21 protein-coding genes and 3 pseudogenes are annotated in these 20,569 nt (G+C 33.6%); 17 read left to right on the forward strand and 7 right to left on the reverse strand.

Going from position 1 to position 20,569, the window contains the following annotated elements; translation table 11 throughout:
• Positions 1-5: 5 nt before the first annotated feature.
• The 7 genes from AZF37_RS03730 to ychF all read right to left on the reverse strand — a co-directional run bounded on the left by AZF37_RS03730 (position 6) and on the right by ychF (position 6,271).
• Entirely contained in the window at positions 6-881 is an 876-nt protein-coding gene (locus tag AZF37_RS03730) for an RnfABCDGE type electron transport complex subunit B (RefSeq protein WP_088369629.1), read from the reverse strand.
• Between the two features lie 10 nt (positions 882-891).
• Positions 892-1,476 (reverse strand): electron transport complex subunit RsxA, encoded by a 585-nt coding sequence (rsxA, locus tag AZF37_RS03735; protein WP_088369630.1) that lies wholly within the window; start codon positions 1,474-1,476, stop codon positions 892-894.
• 3 nt (positions 1,477-1,479) lie between these two features.
• Complete coding sequence (rsxE, locus tag AZF37_RS03740; protein ID WP_088369631.1) at positions 1,480-2,091, reverse strand: electron transport complex subunit RsxE; 612 nt, start codon at positions 2,089-2,091, stop codon at positions 1,480-1,482.
• 12 nt (positions 2,092-2,103) lie between these two features.
• Positions 2,104-2,685, reverse strand: coding sequence for an RnfABCDGE type electron transport complex subunit G (locus AZF37_RS03745; protein ID WP_088369632.1), 582 nt, complete (start codon positions 2,683-2,685; stop codon positions 2,104-2,106).
• Positions 2,669-3,715 (reverse strand): RnfABCDGE type electron transport complex subunit D, encoded by a 1,047-nt coding sequence (locus tag AZF37_RS03750; protein ID WP_088369633.1) that lies wholly within the window; start codon positions 3,713-3,715, stop codon positions 2,669-2,671. Before AZF37_RS03750 ends, AZF37_RS03745 begins: the two co-directional genes overlap by 17 nt.
• The gene (rsxC, locus tag AZF37_RS03755; protein WP_162473871.1) at positions 3,716-5,032 is read right to left on the reverse strand and encodes an electron transport complex subunit RsxC; all 1,317 of its coding nucleotides are present in this window, start codon (positions 5,030-5,032) and stop codon (positions 3,716-3,718) included.
• 138 nt (positions 5,033-5,170) lie between these two features.
• Positions 5,171-6,271 carry a redox-regulated ATPase YchF gene (gene ychF, locus AZF37_RS03760; protein ID WP_088370654.1) on the reverse strand — a complete coding sequence of 367 codons (1,101 nt, stop codon included), beginning with the start codon at positions 6,269-6,271 and terminating at the stop codon, positions 5,171-5,173.
• 84 nt (positions 6,272-6,355) lie between these two features.
• On the opposite strand from ychF, the gene AZF37_RS03765 reads away from it, so the two are divergent.
• From AZF37_RS03765 to AZF37_RS03850, 17 genes and pseudogenes are all read left to right on the forward strand, one after another.
• The gene (locus AZF37_RS03765; RefSeq protein ID WP_088369635.1) at positions 6,356-6,640 is read left to right on the forward strand and encodes a hypothetical protein; all 285 of its coding nucleotides are present in this window, start codon (positions 6,356-6,358) and stop codon (positions 6,638-6,640) included.
• Positions 6,637-6,998 (forward strand): annotated as a pseudogene (locus AZF37_RS13190) (DNA-processing protein DprA). The gene AZF37_RS03765 and the pseudogene AZF37_RS13190 overlap by 4 nt, the downstream one beginning before the upstream one ends.
• Positions 6,999-7,440: 442 nt before the next feature.
• Positions 7,441-9,525 (forward strand): type I DNA topoisomerase, encoded by a 2,085-nt coding sequence (topA, locus tag AZF37_RS03780; protein WP_088369637.1) that lies wholly within the window; start codon positions 7,441-7,443, stop codon positions 9,523-9,525.
• Positions 9,525-10,827: pseudogene (trmFO, locus tag AZF37_RS03785) on the forward strand (methylenetetrahydrofolate--tRNA-(uracil(54)-C(5))-methyltransferase (FADH(2)-oxidizing) TrmFO). Before topA ends, trmFO begins: the two are co-directional and overlap by 1 nt.
• A 123-nt stretch (positions 10,828-10,950) precedes the next feature.
• Entirely contained in the window at positions 10,951-11,400 is a 450-nt protein-coding gene (locus AZF37_RS03790; RefSeq protein WP_088369638.1) for a ribosome maturation factor RimP, read from the forward strand.
• Between the two features lie 14 nt (positions 11,401-11,414).
• Positions 11,415-12,716, forward strand: coding sequence for a transcription termination factor NusA (gene nusA / locus AZF37_RS03795; protein ID WP_088369639.1), 1,302 nt, complete (start codon positions 11,415-11,417; stop codon positions 12,714-12,716).
• Positions 12,706-12,981 carry an RNase P modulator RnpM gene (rnpM, locus tag AZF37_RS03800; protein WP_088369640.1) on the forward strand — a complete coding sequence of 92 codons (276 nt, stop codon included), beginning with the start codon at positions 12,706-12,708 and terminating at the stop codon, positions 12,979-12,981. Before nusA ends, rnpM begins: the two co-directional genes overlap by 11 nt.
• Before the next feature lie 20 nt (positions 12,982-13,001).
• On the forward strand, positions 13,002-13,172 hold the full coding sequence (locus tag AZF37_RS10350; protein WP_162473872.1) for a hypothetical protein: 171 nt from the start codon (positions 13,002-13,004) through the stop codon (positions 13,170-13,172).
• A gap of 101 nt (positions 13,173-13,273) precedes the next feature.
• Entirely contained in the window at positions 13,274-15,550 is a 2,277-nt protein-coding gene (infB, locus tag AZF37_RS03810) for a translation initiation factor IF-2 (protein WP_088369642.1), read from the forward strand.
• Positions 15,551-15,561: 11 nt separating this feature from the next.
• Complete coding sequence (rbfA, locus tag AZF37_RS03815; protein WP_088369643.1) at positions 15,562-15,912, forward strand: 30S ribosome-binding factor RbfA; 351 nt, start codon at positions 15,562-15,564, stop codon at positions 15,910-15,912.
• Positions 15,913-15,915: 3 nt separating this feature from the next.
• Positions 15,916-16,905, forward strand: a complete 990-nt coding sequence (locus tag AZF37_RS03820; protein WP_088369644.1) for a DHH family phosphoesterase — start codon at positions 15,916-15,918, stop codon at positions 16,903-16,905.
• On the forward strand, positions 16,889-17,803 hold the full coding sequence (gene truB / locus AZF37_RS03825) for a tRNA pseudouridine(55) synthase TruB (RefSeq protein ID WP_088369645.1): 915 nt from the start codon (positions 16,889-16,891) through the stop codon (positions 17,801-17,803). The genes AZF37_RS03820 and truB overlap by 17 nt, the downstream gene beginning before the upstream one ends.
• A complete protein-coding gene (locus tag AZF37_RS03830; protein ID WP_088369646.1) occupies positions 17,790-18,707 on the forward strand; it encodes a bifunctional riboflavin kinase/FAD synthetase in 918 nt (305 codons plus the stop codon). The genes truB and AZF37_RS03830 overlap by 14 nt, the downstream gene beginning before the upstream one ends.
• A 108-nt stretch (positions 18,708-18,815) precedes the next feature.
• Positions 18,816-19,073 carry a 30S ribosomal protein S15 gene (gene rpsO, locus AZF37_RS03835; protein WP_088369647.1) on the forward strand — a complete coding sequence of 86 codons (258 nt, stop codon included), beginning with the start codon at positions 18,816-18,818 and terminating at the stop codon, positions 19,071-19,073.
• 229 nt (positions 19,074-19,302) lie between these two features.
• Positions 19,303-19,683 (forward strand): ABC transporter permease, encoded by a 381-nt coding sequence (locus AZF37_RS11515; protein WP_245612041.1) that lies wholly within the window; start codon positions 19,303-19,305, stop codon positions 19,681-19,683.
• A gap of 183 nt (positions 19,684-19,866) precedes the next feature.
• Positions 19,867-20,091, forward strand: coding sequence for an ATP-binding cassette domain-containing protein (locus AZF37_RS13195; protein ID WP_088370656.1), 225 nt, complete (start codon positions 19,867-19,869; stop codon positions 20,089-20,091).
• A gap of 101 nt (positions 20,092-20,192) precedes the next feature.
• A pseudogene (locus AZF37_RS03850) lies at positions 20,193-20,363 on the forward strand (ABC transporter); the annotation flags it as partial.
• Positions 20,364-20,569 lie beyond the last annotated feature (206 nt).

The raw sequence follows: 20,569 nt of genomic DNA on the forward strand, positions 1-20,569 counted from the left end.
ATCAACTATTCCTTTGATTGACAGGTATCTCTTGAAGCACAGGAACTACAGCCAGCCGGCTCAGTATCTTCTGCTTTTGGGGCTTTGGAAAAATCATCTGTAAAAGTATCAACTGTAATACATTTTGTTGGGCAAACGGCTACACAAGCTTGACAGTTAGTACATTTATCATAATCGATTCTTGCCACATCTGTAACATGAATTGCGTCAAATTCACATGTTTTTTCACATTTTTTACATTTTATACAGCCTACTTTACAAGCAGCCATAACGGCTTTACCTTTAATTAAGTTGCTACAGTTAACAAATACATGTTGTTTTCTTGGGACTAAGTGCATAAGTGTCTGTGGACAGGTACTTACACAAATACCACAAGATGTACATTTTTTTCTGTTAACTACTGGCAAGCCATTGACCATATCAATAGCTTCAAATGGACAGGCTGCGGCACAGCTTCCAAAACCAAAACAACTAAAGTCACACATTTTTTGACCATTAAAAGATGTTTTTGCCACTATACAGGATTTTGCTCCTGTATAGTCATAAAGTGTTTTCGCATTGTCTGGAGAACCATTACAAGCTACCCTTGCAATACTTGGCTCAGCAGAAGAGGCTTCTACACCTAGAATAGCAGCAATGGCTTCCGCACAAGCTGGTCCTCCTACTGGACAGGCATCAATGGGAGCTTCACCATTGAAAATGGCTGCACCACAGGCAGCACATCCAGCAAAACCACAAGCGCCACAGTTGGCACCTGGTAAGGCGTCTATAATGGCTTCTTCTCTAGGGTCTGTTTTTACACTTAGTTTTTTATTGACAACACCTAAAATGATACCGAATATAATCCCGATAGCACCTAGTAAAATAATTGCATAAATCATGTAATTCCTCCTATAAAACGCCTATAAAGCCCATGAAGGCAACAGACATGACACTTGCAGTAATCAATGCTATTGGCAAGCCTTTAAACGCTTTTGGCACATTTGTTAATTCCAGTTTTTCTCGAATACTGGAAAAGATAACCAATACTATTAAGAAACCTAAGGCAGCACCAATGCTGTAAAATAAGGTTTCTAAAAAGTTATAGCCATTTTGAATATTTAATAGTGCGACACCAAGTACGGCACAGTTTGTTGTAATTAAGGGTAAGAAAATTCCCAAAGACTTGTAAAGTCCAGGGGAGAATTTCTTTAGTACCATTTCCACTAATTGTACTAAAGATGCAATTACAATGATAAAAGCAATTGTCTTTAAGAATGTAAGTTCTAGTGGTACTAAAACAAAAGTATACAAAATCCAAGCAAGAGCAGCAGATATGGTTAAAACAACTAATACAGCCATCCCCATGCCAATTGCATTTTCAGTTTTTTTGGAAACACCTAAAAAAGGACACATACCTAAAAACTGACTTAAAACAACGTTTTTAACAATCATGCTGGTTAGTAGTAGGGTCAATAAACCGCCGAATACTTCCATTTTTTAGGCCTCCTTTTTTTCTTTTCTTTTATTTTTAATATGAGCAAATACAGCAAGTATTATCCCTAAGGTAATAAAGGCTCCTGGAGGAAGAATCATAATAAGAGCTGGCATAAATGTTTCTGGTAAAACTGGAATGCCAAACAAGGTACCTGCACCTATAAGCTCTCTGAAAAATGAAATTACAAAGAGCGCAACTGTGAATCCAATCCCTACAGCAATACCATCGATTACTGAATAAATAACTGGGTTTTTACTTGCAAATGATTCTGCTCTTTCAAGAATAATACAGTTTACTACAATCAATGGTAAATATATACCTAAGCTAATGTAGAGCTCAGGTAAGTAAGCATTCATTACCATTTCCACTATTGTTACAAATGCTGCAATAATTCCAATAAAAGCGGGAATACGGATTGTGCTAGGAATAAAGCGTCTCAATAATGAAATTGCAAAATTTGAAACAGCTAAAATGAAAATAACAGAAACACCCATTCCAACAGCGTTTGTTAAGGATGTTGTAACTGCTAGTGATGGACACATGCCTAAGAGAAGGACAAAGATTGCATTCTTTTTATAGACGCCATTGGCAATAATATTTTTAATTTTATTCATCTAACTCCTCTCCTAATTTCCAAAATTTTTGGTATAATCAGCTAAAACTAGATTAATCCCTAAGGCCACAGCATCACTGGTTATAGTAGAAGCAGTGATAGCTTGAACTTCACCGGTTTCAATATTGCCAGGCCCTTTAATAATGGTAACTTCTTGGTTTATTGGTAAGCCATTAAACTGATCTTTAAATTCAGGTTCTTTAGCTTTTGCACCTAAACCAGGAGTTTCATTATGTTTTAAAATGGTTATTGATTTAATGGTTTGAGTTTCTTGGTCAATGGCAACAAGATTTTTGACTTGATCAGCATAACCGACTGTTGAAACAATATAGAGGTAGCCTAAGGTGCCGCTTAGACCTTGGACTTCATGTATTTCTGAAATACGAGTATCCCTATCTGGAAATTCAGCTGTAACATCTTTAAAGTCAGTTGCATTTGGGAAAACATCTTCAAAGGAAGTTTTCTTAGAGGATTCAGCAGAATCAGCTATAATAGGTGCTGTAATCTGATTAACCAAAGAAACAGAAGCTGCAATTACTATACAAATAATAAATAGGATGGCTCCTAAGACAGGAACACTAGGCGACTTTTTCATCTTTAGCTCTTCCTTTTTTCTTTATTTTAATTTTTCCAAATATTCTTTTTCTTAAATGTCGATCCATTAATGGAACAAACATATTCATAATTAGAATTGAGAATAAAACACCTTCAGGGTAGTTGCCTTGAAGTCTAATAATCATGGTAATAACACCTAATGCAATAGCATAGATAATTCTACCTTTACGGGTCAATGGTTTTGTTACCCAATCTGTTGCCATGAAAATTGCTCCTAAGAATAAACCACCAGATAAAATGTGAAGAATTGGAAAAACAATTCCTAATCCATTCATGGAACCAATAATCCAAGCGATTACGAAACATGTTCCAATATAGAGTAGAGGAATTTCTAAGTGAATTCTCTTTCTAAATGCTAAATAAATACCACCGATTAAGAGAGCAACTACACTGGTTTCTCCGAGAGAACCGGAGGTATTACCGATGAATAAGGCCCAAAGGGCATCTGGATTAGAATCTACATTATGGGCTAATGATACGGCACCGGAACCATCACCAACAGAAAGCAGTTTAAACATTTCTTTAACTTGTACCAATGGTGTAGCAGAAGCAATAGCATCAAGACCTTTACCTGGTTCTACCCAAGTTGTTAATGGGACAGAAAAAGAAATAAGTAAAATACCACGAGCTGCAATAGCTGGATTGAATATATTACATCCTAAACCACCAAAAAATTGCTTAACGAGAACAATGGCTAGGAAAGAGCCTAAAATAGCAATTGGAATAGGTGTACTCACAGGTAAAGTTAAAGTGAGTAAAATACCAGTTACTATAGTACTACAGTCCCAAAGTGAATTTTCTCTTTTCATTATTTTTCTAGCAATCCATTCAAAAAGAAGAGCGGAAACAACCGTTACTAAAAGTAGTATTAGTGCTTGTACTCCAAAAAAATAAATACTGACAGCTACAGCTGGTAATAAAGCAATAATTACATCTATCATAGCTTTTTGAACAGTATTACCATTATGAGCAAATGGAGAAAGGGAAATTCTTTTCATAGTAGTTTCCATTTATTTCTTCCTCCTTCTTAATTCAATTTTGCCTTGTCGAATATAATCTAGTAAAGGAATAGCTGATGGACAGACATAGGAGCAACTACCGCATTCAATACAGGCAGATAGTCCATTGTTTTCTAATTCATCTACTTTTCCTTTTTTTACGAGGGTCGCCAGTGTTGTTGGCTCTAAAAATGCAGGACATTTATCTACACAAGCAGAGCAACGCACACAATTCATTTCCTTGGTTTTCTTTGGTAAATTCTTTAATAAAATAATTGCATTAATACCTTTTGTTACAGGAACCATTTCACTGTACATGGCTTTACCCATCATTAATCCACCTGCTAAAAGGACTTGGTTATCTAAACCACCACCACAAGCATCAATCAAGTCTTTAAATGGTGTACCAATGGGTATGAGAAATGATTTAGGGGTTTTTAAAGCATCCCCAGTTACTGTTACATAATGGTGGGTTAAGGTTTTGCCTTTTTCAATAGCATCACAGACAGCTTTTGCTGTGCCAACATTGTTAACAATAACACCTATATCAATTGGTAAACCGCCATAAGGAACTTCCTTTTTAGTCAGTGCATAAATCATTTGTTTTTCTGCTCCTTGAGGATATTTCTCTTTAAAAAGAGCAACAAAAATTGAATCTAGATTCTTAGTTTTTTTATCAAAAATCTTATAAATATCCATTTTATTATCTTCAATACAAATTACACCTTTTTTTGCATTGGCTGCCTTAACTAAATAGACTAATCCTTGAATAATTTCATCTGGATGGTTTTTCATTGTTATACAGTCTGCAGTATTATAAGGTTCGCACTCAATACCATTGAGGAGAACCATGTCGCAAGGTTTATCTGATGTGTACTTAACCGGCGTAGGGAAAGTAGCTCCTCCTAAGCCTACGATACCTGCTTCAGCTATTTTTTCAACAATAGCTTCTCTTGTTAAGTCAGTTCCTCTTGGAGTTTCTGTTAATGAAATCCATTGGTTTTTTTCATCGTTTTCAATAATAATTGTAGGAGAAACATTTCCTGTTGGTTCTGGGTGGTTTTCTATTTTTAGAATAGTACCACTGACAGAAGCATGGAGGTTGCTTGAAAAAGCGCCATCTCCTTTTGCAATTAATTGTCCGACTTTTACAGTATCTCCAATTGTTACAACGGGAATGGAAGGTTTTCCAAGTTGTTGTCCAAGTGGAAGATAAACGAGCTTGGCAGCGGTAAATTCAGAAACAGGTGCTTCAGCTTTAGTTGTTAACTTTTTTTTCTTGTTTGCACCATGTATATGAATGCCACCTTTAAATGTAAATTTTACCAAGATTTTCACCCCTTTATTTAATAATAATGCACTGTGTATTTGTATGCTTTTTTCATCTTACATTGTTAACTTCCTTAAATTATACTAAGGAAAATATTAGTAAAAGCAATGAAGTGTAACAGCTTTCAACAAGGAAAGCTATACATTGAAACGAAAATGGATAATATCTCCATCTTTAACAATATATTCTTTACCTTCGATGCGCAATTTTCCTGCTTCTTTAGCTTTTGCTTCTGAGCCATATTCTATCAGGTCTCCATAGCTAATAACTTCGGCTTTAATAAAACCTCGTTCAAAGTCAGTATGAATGACGCCTGCTGCGGCAGGAGCTTTGGTGCCTTCATTTACTGTCCGGGCTCTACATTCTTGAACACCAGCAGTAAAGTAAGTAATTAAGCCTAGCAACTCATAAGTTGCTCTAATAATTTCTTCTAAGCCAGAGTAAGTTAAACCTAACGTTTCTAAAAACTCTTTTTTTTCTTCAGCAGATAGTTGAGCGATTTCTGATTCAATTTGTGCTGAAACTGGAATAACTCGAGACCCTTCTTTATTAGCTATTTCCTGAATAGCTTTAACCATAGGTAGATTATCTTTTGAGCCTATATCATTTTCACTAATATTAGCAATATAGATAATAGGTTTTAAGGTTAAAAGATTTAAACCTTTCAATTTTTTTTCTTCTTCTTCATTAAAAGATAGTTTTCGAGCTGGAATATTGTCTTTTAAGGTATTGAGTATTTTTTCTGTTAAGGCATACTCAGCTAGTGCATCTTTGTCTTTAGTTTTAATTTTACTTGTAAGTTTTTGAAGTCTTTTTTCCATGCTTTCTAGGTCAGCTAATATAAGCTCAATATTAATAACATCAATATCTGTTTTAGGATTAATGTTACCACCTACATGGGTGATATTTTCATCTTCAAAACAACGGACAACATGAGCAATAGCATCTACTTCTCGAATATGAGATAAAAATTGGTTACCTAAACCTTCTCCCTTACTTGCTCCTGCCACTAATCCAGCAATATCTACAAACTCATAAGCTGTAGGTATTTCCTTTTTAGTTTCATATAGTTTTGACAATGTTTCAAGTCTTTTATCCGGTACTGTTACCATGCCCACATTAGGGTCAATTGTACAGAATGGATAGTTGGCAGATTCAGCGCCTGCCTGAGTAATTGCATTAAATAATGTAGATTTACCAACATTAGGTAAACCTACTATTCCGCATTTTAAAGCCACCATATTTCACCTCTTCTAAGTTCCTTAATTTTTAGTATATTTTTAGTATATAGAAAACAGTGTAAAAAGACAAGGAGGATTTAAATGAAAAACTATGCATGGTATCAATTAATGAAGAAAGCTTACAACCATAGAATTTTAATGGAAATGCTAAAGTGTGTTGGAGAGGGGGTTAATGAAAATAGATTTTTTAGGAAGGAATTATTTTCGAAAAAAGCAGAAGCTATTTTATTCAATAGTTATCTTAAGGATAATCAGTATAAAATAATAACAATTTTTGATGAATATTATCCTTTTCTTCTTAAAAAAATTTATGATCCACCTATTGCTTTTTTTAAAGGAAATGCCCAACTATTAAAAAACCAATGATAAGTGTTGTAGGAAGTCGTCAAAGTCCTTCTGCTTATTTAAAAAAAGCCTTTAATTTAGGCAGAGGGTTAGCAAAAGCAGGCTGGGTCGTTGTCAGTGGCTTAGCAAAGGGTATTATGGGGCAGTTCATAAGGGTGCTCTATTCTATAATGGTTGTTCTATAGCTGTTTTAGGAACAGGAATAAATAAATATTATCCTAAAATTAATAAAGGGTGTCAATTAGAATTAGAGAAAAAAGGTTGTATAATTTCAGAGTTTCCGCTCAATGCAGATCCTCTAAAATATCATTTTCCAAGGCGAAATAGAATTATTAGCGGTTCTTTCATTAGGTTTAGTTGTTGTATGGAGAGGCCCTAAAAACGGTGCCTTTATTACTTTGGATTTTGCCTTGGAAGAGGGACGTGATATTTTTATATCAAAAGGTCTTGAGTCACTAATTGGTTGTGAATTCTATTCATTAAGTCAATTAAAAGAATATGGGCTTGAGCATTTAAAGTAATTTGATTCATTAATAAAAGGGAAAATTTTTCAATTATATAGGGTTGGTTGTGCTTTAATGGCTACCTTTTCCAGCGTATTATCTAGAGATAAGATTAAAAAATTTTAATTTTTATGTTAAGATAGTATTCTTGAATAAAATAAAAAGTCATAATTATTAAGAGAATGTTTTTTGAAGATATAGAAAAAGGCTCTTGTACTAATAAATAAGATATGGTAGGCTAAGATAGAATAATAAGAAAAATACATATTAGACATTAATTATGTATGAATGTATGAAATAAATGATTTTGGAGGAAATATGGGGAGAAATTTAGTTATTGTGGAATCGCCTTCTAAGGCAAAAACAATAAAGAAATATCTGGGAAGCAATTACATTATTAAGTCTTCAGTTGGTCATGTTATCGATTTACCAAAAAGTAAATTAGGTATTGATCTAGACAATAACTTTGAACCGAGATATATAACTGTTCGAGGGAAAGCAAGTATTTTAAAGGAAATCAAGACAGCCTATAAAAAGTCGAGTAAGGTTTTTCTTGCCACTGACCCTGATAGAGAAGGAGAAGCTATTGCTTGGCATTTGAAAAATGCTTTAGGTTTGGAAGATGATGCGGTTTGTAGAATCGCCTTTAATGAAATTACAAAAGCTTCTATTAAAGAAGCAATTAAACATCCAGTTGTTATTAATCAGGACTTAGTAGATGCCCAACAAGCAAGACGTGTTTTAGATCGTATTGTAGGCTATAAACTAAGCCCTTTATTATGGAAAAAGGTCAAAAAGGGATTATCGGCTGGACGTGTTCAGTCTGTTGCTTTACAGATAATAATAGATAGAGAAAAAGAAATTGATGCTTTTGATGAAAAAGAATACTGGACTATTGAAGCTACTTTTTCTTTAAAAGATGGTACTCAATTTAAAGGAGATCTTTTAAAGTTTAAGGGTAAAAAGCTTGTCATGAATAATGAGGAATCTGCCCAAAAAATTATTGATGTAATTTTAAAGGAAACGCCTATAATTGACAGTATTGTTGAAAAAGAAAAAAAGAAAAATCCGCTGCCGCCTTTTATTACTAGTACAATACAACAAAGAGCGGCTCAAAGTTTAAACTTTACAAGTAGAAAAACCATGCAAATTGCTCAGCAACTTTATGAGGGTGTAGATTTAGGAAAAGAAAATGGCGGTTTAGTAGGTTTAATTACGTATATGCGTACCGATTCAACTCGTATTTCTTCTGTTGCAAAAGAAGAAGCAAAAGAATTTTTATTAAAAAATTATGGACAGGAATATATTCCAGAAAAACCTCGTTATTATAAAATGGGTAATAAAGCTCAAGATGCTCATGAGGCCATTCGTCCAACTTCAATTTTTAATACACCAGAGAAAATCAAGAATTTTCTTTCAAAAGACCAGTTTAAATTGTATCAATTAATATGGAAGCGTTTTTTATCAAGTGAAATGCCTTCTGCAATCTATGATCAAGTTACAATTGAGATTTTTTGTGGAGAATATCTTTTTAAGAGTATTGGCTCTAAATTAAAATTTGATGGTTTTCTTAAAGTAATGATTGAAACAAAGGGTGAAGATAAGTGGTTGCCTATTATTAATAAAGATGATGGTATAGCTATTGATGAATTAGAAAAAAACCAGCATTTTACACAACCACCACCAAGGTTTACAGAGGCTTCTTTAATTAAACAGCTGGAAAGTTTAGGCATAGGTAGACCGAGTACTTATGCAACTATTTTGGATACTATTACACGAAGGGGTTATGTTGTTAAAGAGGAAAAACAGTTTTTTACAACTGAACTTGGTCTCCTGGTAGGGGATTTATTAAAAAAATATTTTGAGGATATTATTAATGTTAAGTTTACATCAAAATTAGAAAATGATTTAGATTTAATAGCTGAAGGAAAAAGAGAATGGCACAATACAGTTAAAGAATTCTATGAGCCTTTTTCTGTACTGTTAGAACATGCTGAAGCTGAAATCGAAAAAATCACTTTAGAAAAAGAGCCTGATGAGATTACAGATGTAATCTGTGAAAAGTGTGGCAGGAATATGGTTATAAAGACAGGGAGATATGGAAAATTTTTAGCTTGTCCGGGATTCCCAGAGTGTCGTAATGCTAAACCTCTTGTTGAAAAAATAGGTGTTCCTTGTCCAGAATGCAATGGGGAAATTGTAGTAAAGAGAAGTAAGAAAGGTCGTGTTTTTTACGGTTGTGATCAATATCCAGAGTGTGAGGTATCTTTCTGGAATAAACCAGTTAATGAGAAATGCCCAGAATGTGGGTCTCTTTTAATGGAAAAGGGAAACTTTTTAGTTTGTTCTAATGAAGGGTGTAAAGTTAAGAAAAAACGGGAAGAGAAAGAGTCAGAAGAATAATAGAATCAGTAATTGTAATTGGTGGTGGCTTAGCTGGTGTTGAAGCTACCTATCAACTTATAAAAGATGATGTCCCAGTGACTTTATATGAAATGAGACCTACTAAAACGACAGAAGCTCATAAAACTGCATATTTGGGAGAATTGGTTTGTAGCAATTCATTTAGAGGGAAGTAGTTTAGCTAAAGGAGTTGGTTTATTAAAAGAAGAAATGAGACAATTAGGTACTTTATTTATGGAGTCAGCCTTAAAGGCGGCTATTCCAGCAGGCGGTGCTTTAGCTGTTAATCGAGATAAATTTAGTAGCTATTTAACAGAGACTATCAAAAATCATCCTCTTGTAACTATTGTTGAAGAAGAAATAACAACTATTCCTTTGGACCAACCTGTTATTGTTGCCAAAGGACCATTGACTAGTGGTTCTTTGTTTAAGGATTTACAGACATTGGTAGGAGAACCCTGCTACTATTTCTTTGATGGCGCTGCTCCAATTATAGCAGCTGATTCTATTGACTATAGTAAAGATTTCTTTGCTAGTCACTATGGCAAGGGTTCTGGAGCTGATTATTTAAATTGTCCGATGACAAGAGAAGAGTATGCAGCTTTTTATGAACAGTTAATTATAGGGGAAAGAGCAATTCCACATTTGGATTCTGAAAAGGAAATATACTTTGATGGCTGCATGCCTATTGAAGCAATGGCCAAAAGGGAAAAACCTTGCTATTTGGACCACTCAAACCAGTAGGCTTAAATCATCCAGTTACAGGTGAAGGCTATTGTGCCGTTATCCAATTAAGAGCTGAAAATGATGAGAAAACCATGTATAATTTAGCAGGTTGTCAAACAGGCTTGAGGTTTGGCCCTCAGAAAAAAATAGTAAAAATGATACCTGGTCTTGAAAATGCTGAAATATTAAGATATGGTGTTGTGCATAGAAATTCTTATTTAAATGGACCGAAAGTATTAACATTAACAGGTCAGCTTAAAGGCTATCCAAATGTTTTTATTGCAGGTCAACTATCGGGAGTAGAAGGCTATGTAGAAAAGTGCCGCTAGTGGCTATTTGGCTGGCTGCTATATGAAAGCCTATTTAGAGGAGAATCGAATAATTAGAACTTTCCCTAGAGAGACAATGATTGGTGCTCTGAGCTATTATTTAACGGAAGGTATCAGTAAGCATTTTCAACCAATGAATGCTAACTTTGGTTTATCGCCTAGTCTCACAGAGAAAATTAGGGATAAAAAAATTAAGAAGGAGCGAATGGTTGAAAGAAGTTTAAAAGCACTTTCTGATTTTATTTAATTGATTTTCTTTAAAGCCATTGTTTTATTTGCATTTTAATTTAAAACAAGGTATACTTACTATAGATACAGTACATTTAAAAGTGGGTTTGCCCACTTTTTTGTTTTAAAAAGGAGAAACAAAATGTCAATAAGTGAAAATATTGAAAGTAAATTTAGACCTATAGTTGAGGATTTAGGCTATGATTTAGCCTATGCAGAGTATTTAAAAGAGGGTCAAGAATGGTACTTAAGGTTTTTTATCAATAAATCTGATGGTATTGATTTAACAGATTGTGAAACTGTTAGTAGAGCTATAGAGCCTATTTTAGATGAAGAAGAGTTAGTTCCTAACCAATATATTTTAGAAGTGTCTTCTCTAGGATTAGAAAGACCTCTTAGAAATAATCAGGACTATGAGGAGAATATTGGGAGTCTTGTAATGGCTCATTTATATACGGCAATTAACAAAAAGAAGATTATTATTGGTATTCTAAAAGACTTTGGAGAATCAGTTGCTCTTGAAAGTGAAGGAGAAGTAATTATGATACCAAAAAAGAATATTAGTAAAATTAATTTAATAATTGACTTTTAATCGGGAGGAAAAAGATGGATAACAAAGAACTTATTTTAGCGGTTAAGGCTTTAGAGGTAGAAAAAGTCATTGATCCAGAAGTGCTTTATACTACTATTGAGGCAGCTATTGTATCAGGGATTAAGAAAAAGCAAATTAGTGATTACAAAAATGAAGTGAAAGATACCGTTGAAGTGGCAAAGCCCCAGTATGAAAACCTTAAAGCTATTTTAGATAGAGAAACAGGTAAAATTGATATTTACTTACTAAGAACAGTAGTAGAAGAAGTTACAGATGAATTAAATGAAATCAGTGTAAAGGAAGCTAAAGAAAAATATCATGTATTTGAAATTGGCTCCTTAGTAAGAGAACCTATTAAAGTTGATACTAAAACCATGGGCAGAATGGTTGCTCAGACAGCTAAGCAGATTATTACACAGAAAATTCGGGAAATTGAAAGAAATAATCTTTATGAAGAGTTTGCAAAAAAAGAAAAAGATATTGTTACATGCGTAGTCACAAGAAAATCATTAGTTGAGAAAGGTCATCTTAAAGATAAAAAAGGACACGCTATTTTAGATAGTGAAGGGCATCCTATTGTTAAGGAAGTTTACAATGTATTCTTAGCCATTAATAATGGTGAATTTATTTTGCCACCTGATGAACAAATTGAAAATGAAATTTATACGATAGGACAGCGTTTAAAAGTCTATGTTATCAATGTTAAAAAGACAACAAAAGCACCTATTGTTACCATATCAAGACGTCATAAGGAATTAATTAAGCGTTTATTTGAATTAGAAGTACCAGAAATTTATGATGGCACTGTTGTTATTAAGGATATTGCCAGAGAAGCTGGGTCAAGGTCTAAAATATCTGTTTACAGTTCTAACGAGGAAGTGGATCCAATTGGCGCTTGTATTGGCCCAAAAGGTGCTCGTATTGGTAATGTGCTTCAAGAAATTGGTCAAGATACAGAGCCTGGTGAAAAAATTGATATTATTGTCTACTCAGAAAATCCAGCTATTTATATTGAAAATGCTTTAGCACCAGCTAAAATTCTTGATATTCGTTTAAATGAGGATGCAAAAGAAGCTAAAGTCTTAGTTGCTAAAGATGTTTTTTCATTAGCCATTGGTAAAGATGGTCAGAATGTGCGTTTGGCAGCCCGTTTAACTGGCTGGAAAATCGATATAGTAAGTGATGAAATGGTATCTAGCTTAGATGATGTTTCTATGGGATCTCCTGAAAAAGAGATTTTAGAAGAGAGGGCTGAAGCAGTAGTAGAAACCATTAAAGATGAGGATACAGGAGGTGGTACTGATAGTGAAGACTAAGAAGGTCCCTCAGAGAAGCTGTGTTGGCTGTGGACTGAAAACAGATAAAAAGTCTTTAGTCAGAATTGTTAAGACTCCTAATGGTGAAATCATTCTCGATAGAACCGGCAAACAGCCTGGGAGAGGTGTTTATATTTGTTCTAAGGGAGAGTGCTTAACAGCTGCTATTAAGAAGAAGGCAATTGAAAGAGCATTAAGCTGTAAAATCTCTGATGATATATTGGTGGAGTTAAACTGCGCCATCAATGACAAAAATGACCAGTAAAATAAAGACCCTTCTTGGATTTGGAAAAAGAGCAGGAGGGCGTCATACCCGGTAAAAACAGTTGTTTATGTAACTTAAAGAAAATTCATTTAATTATTTTTGCAGTCGATACAAAAGAGAGTACCAAGGCAACAATATTAAAAGGCTTTAAAGGACCTGTTTTAATATTAGGTACTAAAGATTCTCTATGACAATGTATTGGCCATGAAGAAGCATCTGTTGTAGGTGTTACAGATATTGGTTTCGCAAGAAAAATTAGAGAGGAAGCCATAAAAGCAAAGGAGTGATGCAAATGGCAAAAAAACGTATATATGAGTTGGCTAAAGAAAAAGGTGTAAGCAATAAAGAAATTCTTTGGATACTTGAAAAGTTAAATATTAAGGTGAAGTCTCATATGAGTGCATTGGAATCAGATCAAGAACAAAAGATTAATGAATATTATAAGAAGTTAGAAAAAAAGGTAGTAGCCGAAAAGGAAGAGAAGAAGCAAGTGGTGCAAGCAAAAAAAATAGAAGAAATAAAAAAGGAACCTGAGATGGAAGAAAAAACTGCTGAAAAAAAATCAATATTAAAACCTATGCCTAAAAAAGTGGATTCTAAGAAACCTGTTGAAAAACAGGAAGCAGTTAAGAGTAATCAACCAGTAAAAAAAGATAGTGCACCTCCTTCAAAAAAGAAAGAGTTCAATAACTCAAATAAAAAAGGCGGTTACAACAGTCACAATAGACAGGGAGGTTTTAACAAGAAAAACAACCGGTATGGCAAAAATAAATTTAAAAATAATCAGCCAAAAGAAGAGGTAGCTGAAGTAGTTATTAAAAAAATTACTATTGGTGAAGAAATTCAAGTAAAAGATTTGGCTATGCGTATGAATAAAGCAGCTGGTGAAGTTATTAAAAAGTTAATGGGCTTAGGGGCAATGGCAACTATTAACCAATATGTTGATTTTGATACTGCCAGTCTCATTGCCCAAGAATTTGGCATTGAAGAAGTCGAATTTAAGTCAGTTAAACGACAGACTAAATTAAAAGAAATTGAAGATAAGCCAGATACATTAAAGGAAAGACCGCCAATTATTACAGTTATGGGTCACGTAGACCATGGTAAAACATCTTTATTGGATGCAGTAAGAAGCGCCAATGTTATGGCAACAGAGGCTGGGGGGATAACTCAACATATTGGTGCTTACCAAATTAACTATAAAGGCAGAAAAATTACCTTTATTGATACACCAGGTCACGCTGCTTTTACATCTATGAGAGCTAGAGGCGCTAAAATTACAGATATTGCTATTCTAGTAGTAGCAGCTGATGATGGAGTCATGCCTCAAACTATTGAGGCTATTAGCCATGCCAAGGCGGCAGAGGTACCAATTATTGTAGCTGTAAATAAAATTGATAAACCAGGAGCAGATCCAAGTCGTGTGATGCAACAATTAACTGAACATGGTTTAGTACCTGAGGAGTGGGGCGGAGATACAATTTTTGTTCAAGTTTCAGCGAAGAAAAGAGAAAATATTGATGCTTTACTTGAAATGGTGCTTTTAGTAGCTGAAGTTGAAGACTTAAAAGCTAATCCAAATCGTTTAGCTGAGGGTTTTGTTTTAGAAGCAAAATTAGATCGAGAAAAGGGTGTTGTAGCGAGTCTGTTAGTATCAAAGGGTACTTTAAAAGTTAGTGATATGATTTTAACAGGGGAATCCTTTGGTAAAATTAGAGCTATGATGAATGATTCAGGTAAGCGTATTAAGCAGGCTGGTCCTTCAATGCCAGTTGAGGTATTGGGTTTGTCTGATGTACCTGAAGCAGGTGATATTTTCCAAGCAGTTAAGGATGAACGTTTAGCATCACACTTAGCTAATGAAAGAAAAATTGTTAAAAAAGAAGAAATTGCTAAGAAGAATCAAAAAGTCTCTCTTGAGAATCTTTTTGAAAAAATTAGTGAAGAAAATTTGAAAGAACTAAATATTATTCTTAAAGGTGATGTACATGGTACTGTTGAAGCTTTAGCACAGTCTATTGCTGGTATTAATACTGAGGAAGTTAAGGTTAATATTATCCATGAAGGTGTTGGGGCTATTTCAGAGACTGATGTAAAGTTAGCTATGGCATCTAATGGTTTAATTATTGGTTTTAATGTTAGACCAGATACTAATGCTAAAAAATTAGCTCAAGAAGAATCTGTAGATATTCGTCTTTACAGAATCATCTATGAGGTATTAGAAGATATTAAGCAAGCCATTGGTGGTTTATTAGATCCTGATATTAAGGAAGTTGAGTTAGGATCTGCTGAAGTAAGACAGCTAATTAAGGTGCCTAAAGTAGGTGTTATTGCAGGCTGTTATGTAGTGGAGGGTAAAATAACTAACACAGCTAAAATTAGAGTGGTCAGAGATGGTGTTATTGTTCATGAAGGTGACATTGACGCATTAAAACGCTTTAAAGATGAAATTAAAGAAGTAGCACAAGGTTATGAATGTGGTATTAGTGTTGTTGACTTTAATGATATTAAGGAAGGTGACATTCTAGAAGCATTTACTTATGAAACTATTGCTAGAAAAATAGATTAGAGGGTGTTAAAATGCATAAGAAAAGTCATAAAAAAGAACGTTTAGGTGAAGAATTAAAAAAAATTTTAGGACAAGCTTTTTTAGAAGATATTAAAGATCCTAGAATTGGTTTTGTGACCATTACTAAAGTAGATGTGACAAGAGATTTATCTCATGCTAAAGTCTATATAAGTGTTTTAGAAAATCAGGAAGAAAAAGACACAATGGATGCTTTGAATAAAGCGAAAGGTCATTTGCGTTCAATTGCTGCACGCCAGCTTGATTTAAGGGTAGCACCAGAAATTACTTTTGTAGCTGATGAGTCAATGGCTCACAGTATGAAAATCAATCGTCTTTTAAAAGAAATTTCAAAAGAGGACTAGAATATGAATAAACTAGTTAAGGCACTTAAAAATATTGCAGATAAAAGAGTGTGTGTAACGGGACATGAGGCTCCTGATGGAGACTGTATTGGTTCTTCTTTAGCTATGGGTTACCTGATGAAGCAATTAGGAATAGAAACTTTGGTAGTAAACAATGATACTATTCCTTCTAAGTATGCTTTTTTACAAAACAATATTGTTGTCCAGAAATTATCCAGTTTAACAGACGTGGAAAAAGAATCTATTGAAGTTTTAATTGTTTTGGATTCAGCTAATGAAATGAGACTAGGTTTCAATTATAGGGAAATTTTTAAAAACCTGGAGGCAGTATTTAACATTGATCATCATATTAGTAATAATAAATTTGGTGATATTAATTATGTTAAGCCAGTAGGTGCTACTGCTGAAATTGTTACGCGAATCTATCTCGCTTGTCAGCAAATTATTGATGTTGAGCCTGCGACAGCATTATATGCAGGGATTATGACTGATACGGGTAATTTAACCTATGAATCAACATCTTACCGTACTGTTAATCTTGTGAGTCGCCTTTATAAAATGGGGGCTCAAACAAATCTAGTCCGTAGGAATATTTACGAAAATGAAAGCATTAATAAATTAGAAGCTTTAAAGATAGTTTTGAATAACTTAAATGTCTCTAAAAGTGGTGAAATTGCTTATACTTTTTTAAGTAAAAAGGATATAGATTCTTTACAATTGATTTCAGGTGATGCTGAAGGCTATGTTGATTACCCTAGAAAACTAGATACCTGTGAAGTTGCTCTTTTTTTAAAAGAATTTGAAGAGGATGTTGTTAAGGTTTCTGTGAGAACTAAGGAAAAAATTGATGCCAATAAATTAGCTAGTTCTTTCGGTGGTGGTGGTCATTTTAGAGCAGCTGGTTTTAGAAAAAAAGGACCTATTTTAGAGGTTGCTGAATCTATTGTTGCTAAAATAGAGTTAGGGTTAAATCAGAATGAATGGGTTGATTAATGTTTTTAAAGAGAAGGACATGACTTCTCATGATGTCGTAGCCCAGCTTAGAAAAATTCTCGGTACCAAAAAAATTGGTCATGGTGGCACTTTAGATCCAGAAGTTGAAGGTGTCTTAGTAATTGGCGTAGGAAAAGGGACTCGTATTTTAGAATATATTACAAATTCAGGTAAAGGCTATGAAGGTGAATTGGCTTTTGGATACACATCTGACACCGAAGATATGACAGGGATTCTCACAAAGAAACCCTATGCTGAAGCGCTTCTTAATTTAAAGGAAATAGATTTACTTTTTGAAAAATTATCTGGTCAGGAAATAATGCAGATTCCACCTATGTATTCAAGTGTTAAGATAGAGGGTCGAAAACTTTATGAGTATGCTAGAGAAGGCAAGGTTATTAAAAGAGAAGCGAGACCTATATTCATAGAAACTATAGAGAGAATAAGTGATTTTTATGAATTAGAAACAGGCATAAAAATGGCATTTTATGCAAAAGTTTCAAAAGGGACTTATATTAGGACACTCTGTGTTACTATTGGTGAGTCAATTGGGATACCAACAGTAATGAGCTCACTTAAAAGAGTATCAGTTGGGACTTTTAAAATAGAGAATGCTTTTAAGTTAACAGATATAAAAGAAAAATTAGAAAAAAATGATATCTCCTTTTTATTACCATTGAAAACTGGTATAGAAAATGAAATGTTACTTTATGAACCTTCTAAAGCAGAGGCAAAAAATCTATATTATGGACAAACAATTGAAAATAAAGAAAAATTTGGAGATGGACGACAGATTGCTTGTCTCTATGAGGGGAGTCTTTATTCTATTTGTGAAATAAAAGAAAATAATATGAAAGTACTTAAAAACTTATGCGGAGTTAAAGATGGAATTTTTTAAAAGAATAGAAGATGTTTTTTTTCATAAAGATATTATAGCTGTATTAGGTAATTTTGATGGCTGCCATAAAGGGCACCGGGAATTAGTTAAGGCAGCTTTAAAAAGAAAAGAAGAAACGGGAGCATCAATATTAGTTATTACCTTTGATCCTCATTCAAAAGATTTGAAGGGGGAATCCATAAAGAGAATCCAAACTTTAGATGAAAAGTTACAGTGTTTTGAAAAATTAGGTGTTGATGGTGTTTCAGCACTGGCTTTTACTGAGACTTTTTCTAAAATGAATAGAGAAGATTTTCTTAAAAATATTCTTATTGATAAGATAGGGGTAACCGATATTGTCGTAGGCCATGATTATCGTTTTGGTTATCAAGGAGCTGGTAACGTTGATTTTTTAGAAGAGAAAAAGACGCAGTTGGGCTATCATTTAATCGTGGTGCCAGCCTTTAAGATTCAAGGAGAAGTTGTAAGTTCTTCTAAAATAAGAACTTTAATTGAAGCAGGTGAAATTGTTTTAAGCAAGGATCTTTTAGGGTATTATCCCCTTGTTACAGGACAGGTTATTCATGGTTCTGGAGTGGGGAAAACATTGGGTTTTGCTACAGCTAATTTATTGATTGATGAGGTTAAAATAATTCCCAAGGTTGGCGTTTACGGTGTTATTGGTCACGTCTCTGGTAAAAAAGTTAGAGGGTTTTGTAATGTAGGCTATCAACCTACATTTGATAGAAAGAAACAGTTAGTAGTTGAAGTTCATTTTTTTGATTTTAATGAAGATGTTTATGGTGAAATTATTTGTATTCACTTCATTAAAAGAATGCGAGATGAAATTAAATTTAATTCTGTGGAAGAATTAAAGGCTCAATTGAGAAAAGACCAAATTTCAATTGAAAATGAGTTAAATTAGTTGTTAAAATTTATAAAATAAGTTATAATCATTGAGTACCTTTTGCGTTGTTATGGATCTCCAACCTTTACAAGGCCTAAGGCGTATTTAAAATTTAGGAGGAAAAAAATGAAAACAAAAGAAGAAATTGTAAAAGAGTTTCGTATTAATGAGAAAGATACTGGATCTCCAGAAGTTCAAATTGCTTTATTAACTGAAAGAATTTTACATCTAACAGAGCACTTAAAAGTACACAAGAAAGATTTCCACACAAGACGTGGACTTCTAAAGTTAGTTGGACAAAGAAGAGGATTTTTAAAGTATTTACAAAAGAAAGACTTTGAAAGATACCGTAATATTATTACAAAACTTAACTTAAGAAAGTAATTGAACTAGGTAGCAAATCATTGATTTGTTACCTAGCTGTGCATAAGGGAGGCAGATGCCTCCCTTTTCTTTATTGCAATAAGCAGAAGGAGGATGGAATGGAAAAACTAATGTCAATTTTAATATTATCTGTGTTTGTTACTTTAACAGCTACAGTTATTGGCACGATAATAGGGATTCCATGTTCATTTTTTTATTAAAAAGAAAAGATAGTTTTCTAAAAAGAACTGTGATTAAAATTATTAACACTTTAATGAGTATGCCACCTGTTTTAATGGGATTGTTGGTTTATATGCTTTTATCGAGGAAAGGCCCTTTGGGAAGTTTCAGACTGCTGTTTACACCTACGGCAATGATTATTGCTCAAATACTACTAATTACGCCTATTATTATGGCTTTGGTTTATGGGTATTTAGAAAAACATAGTGATGAAATTATGAAGAATGCGAAAGCAATAGGGGCTTGTTCTAGAGCAACTTTTTTCATATTAGTTAAAGAAAGTGCCAACCAATTTTTTACGTTTATTGGAACTGGATTTGCCAGAGGCATTGCCGAAGTAGGAGCCGTTATGATGGTTGTTGGCAATATTCAAGATAAAACAAGAGTGTGATGACTACATATATTGCTACTGAAACTGGGAAAGGTAATTTTCAGGACGCTTTAATTTTAGGTCTTATTCTTTTAGTCATTGCTTTTCTAGTGAATCTTTTATTGCAGTATTTAAGGAGAAAAAGCTAATGGGTATTTTTATAAAAAAGCATTTAAAGCTTATGGCGATAAAGTAACCTTAGATATTAAAAATCTTTACTTAGAAAAAGGAGTTTATGCAGTCCTAGGACTAAATGGAAGTGGCAAAAGTACACTCCTTAATGGCTTAGTTAACATTGTTCCTTTTACTAAGGCGGATATTATATATGAAGATAAAAGCCTAGAGAAAAAAGCAATTATGTTGCAACAAGTATATATGTTTCAAGGGACTGTGTGGGATAATTTAGTAGTGTTGCCTTTAAAAATATAGAAAATTTCTATTGAAAAGGAAACCGGGAAATTAAAAGACTACATGAAAATCTTGGATCTTGAAAATATACAGCTAAAAGAGCTTGAGATTTATCTGGGGGAGAAAAAGCTAAGGTTGCTTTTTTGAGGACTATAATTAGAAATCCCAATTTAATACTTTTAGATGAGCCAACAAGTAATATAGATATAAAAGCATCTATGACGATTAGGGATAGTATTGAAACTTTAAAAAATGAAGGTAAAACTATTATTTTTCAAACCATAACTTTGTAGAGGCAACAAAAATTGCAACTCAAATTCTATTTTTAGACCAAGGGAAAGTAGTAGCCTGTGGAGAAAAAGAGGCTGTTTTAAATAGTTCTATTCCCTTAATTAGGGATTTAATGAATATTTTTTAAGAAACATTTGCTTGTTTTGAAAAAAAAGATTATACTTTATATTGAAATAGAGACGATGAAAAGAGATTTGGAGGAAACAAA

Source organism: endosymbiont 'TC1' of Trimyema compressum (assembly GCF_001584725.1).
Classification (GTDB): domain Bacteria; phylum Bacillota; class TC1; order TC1; family TC1; genus TC1.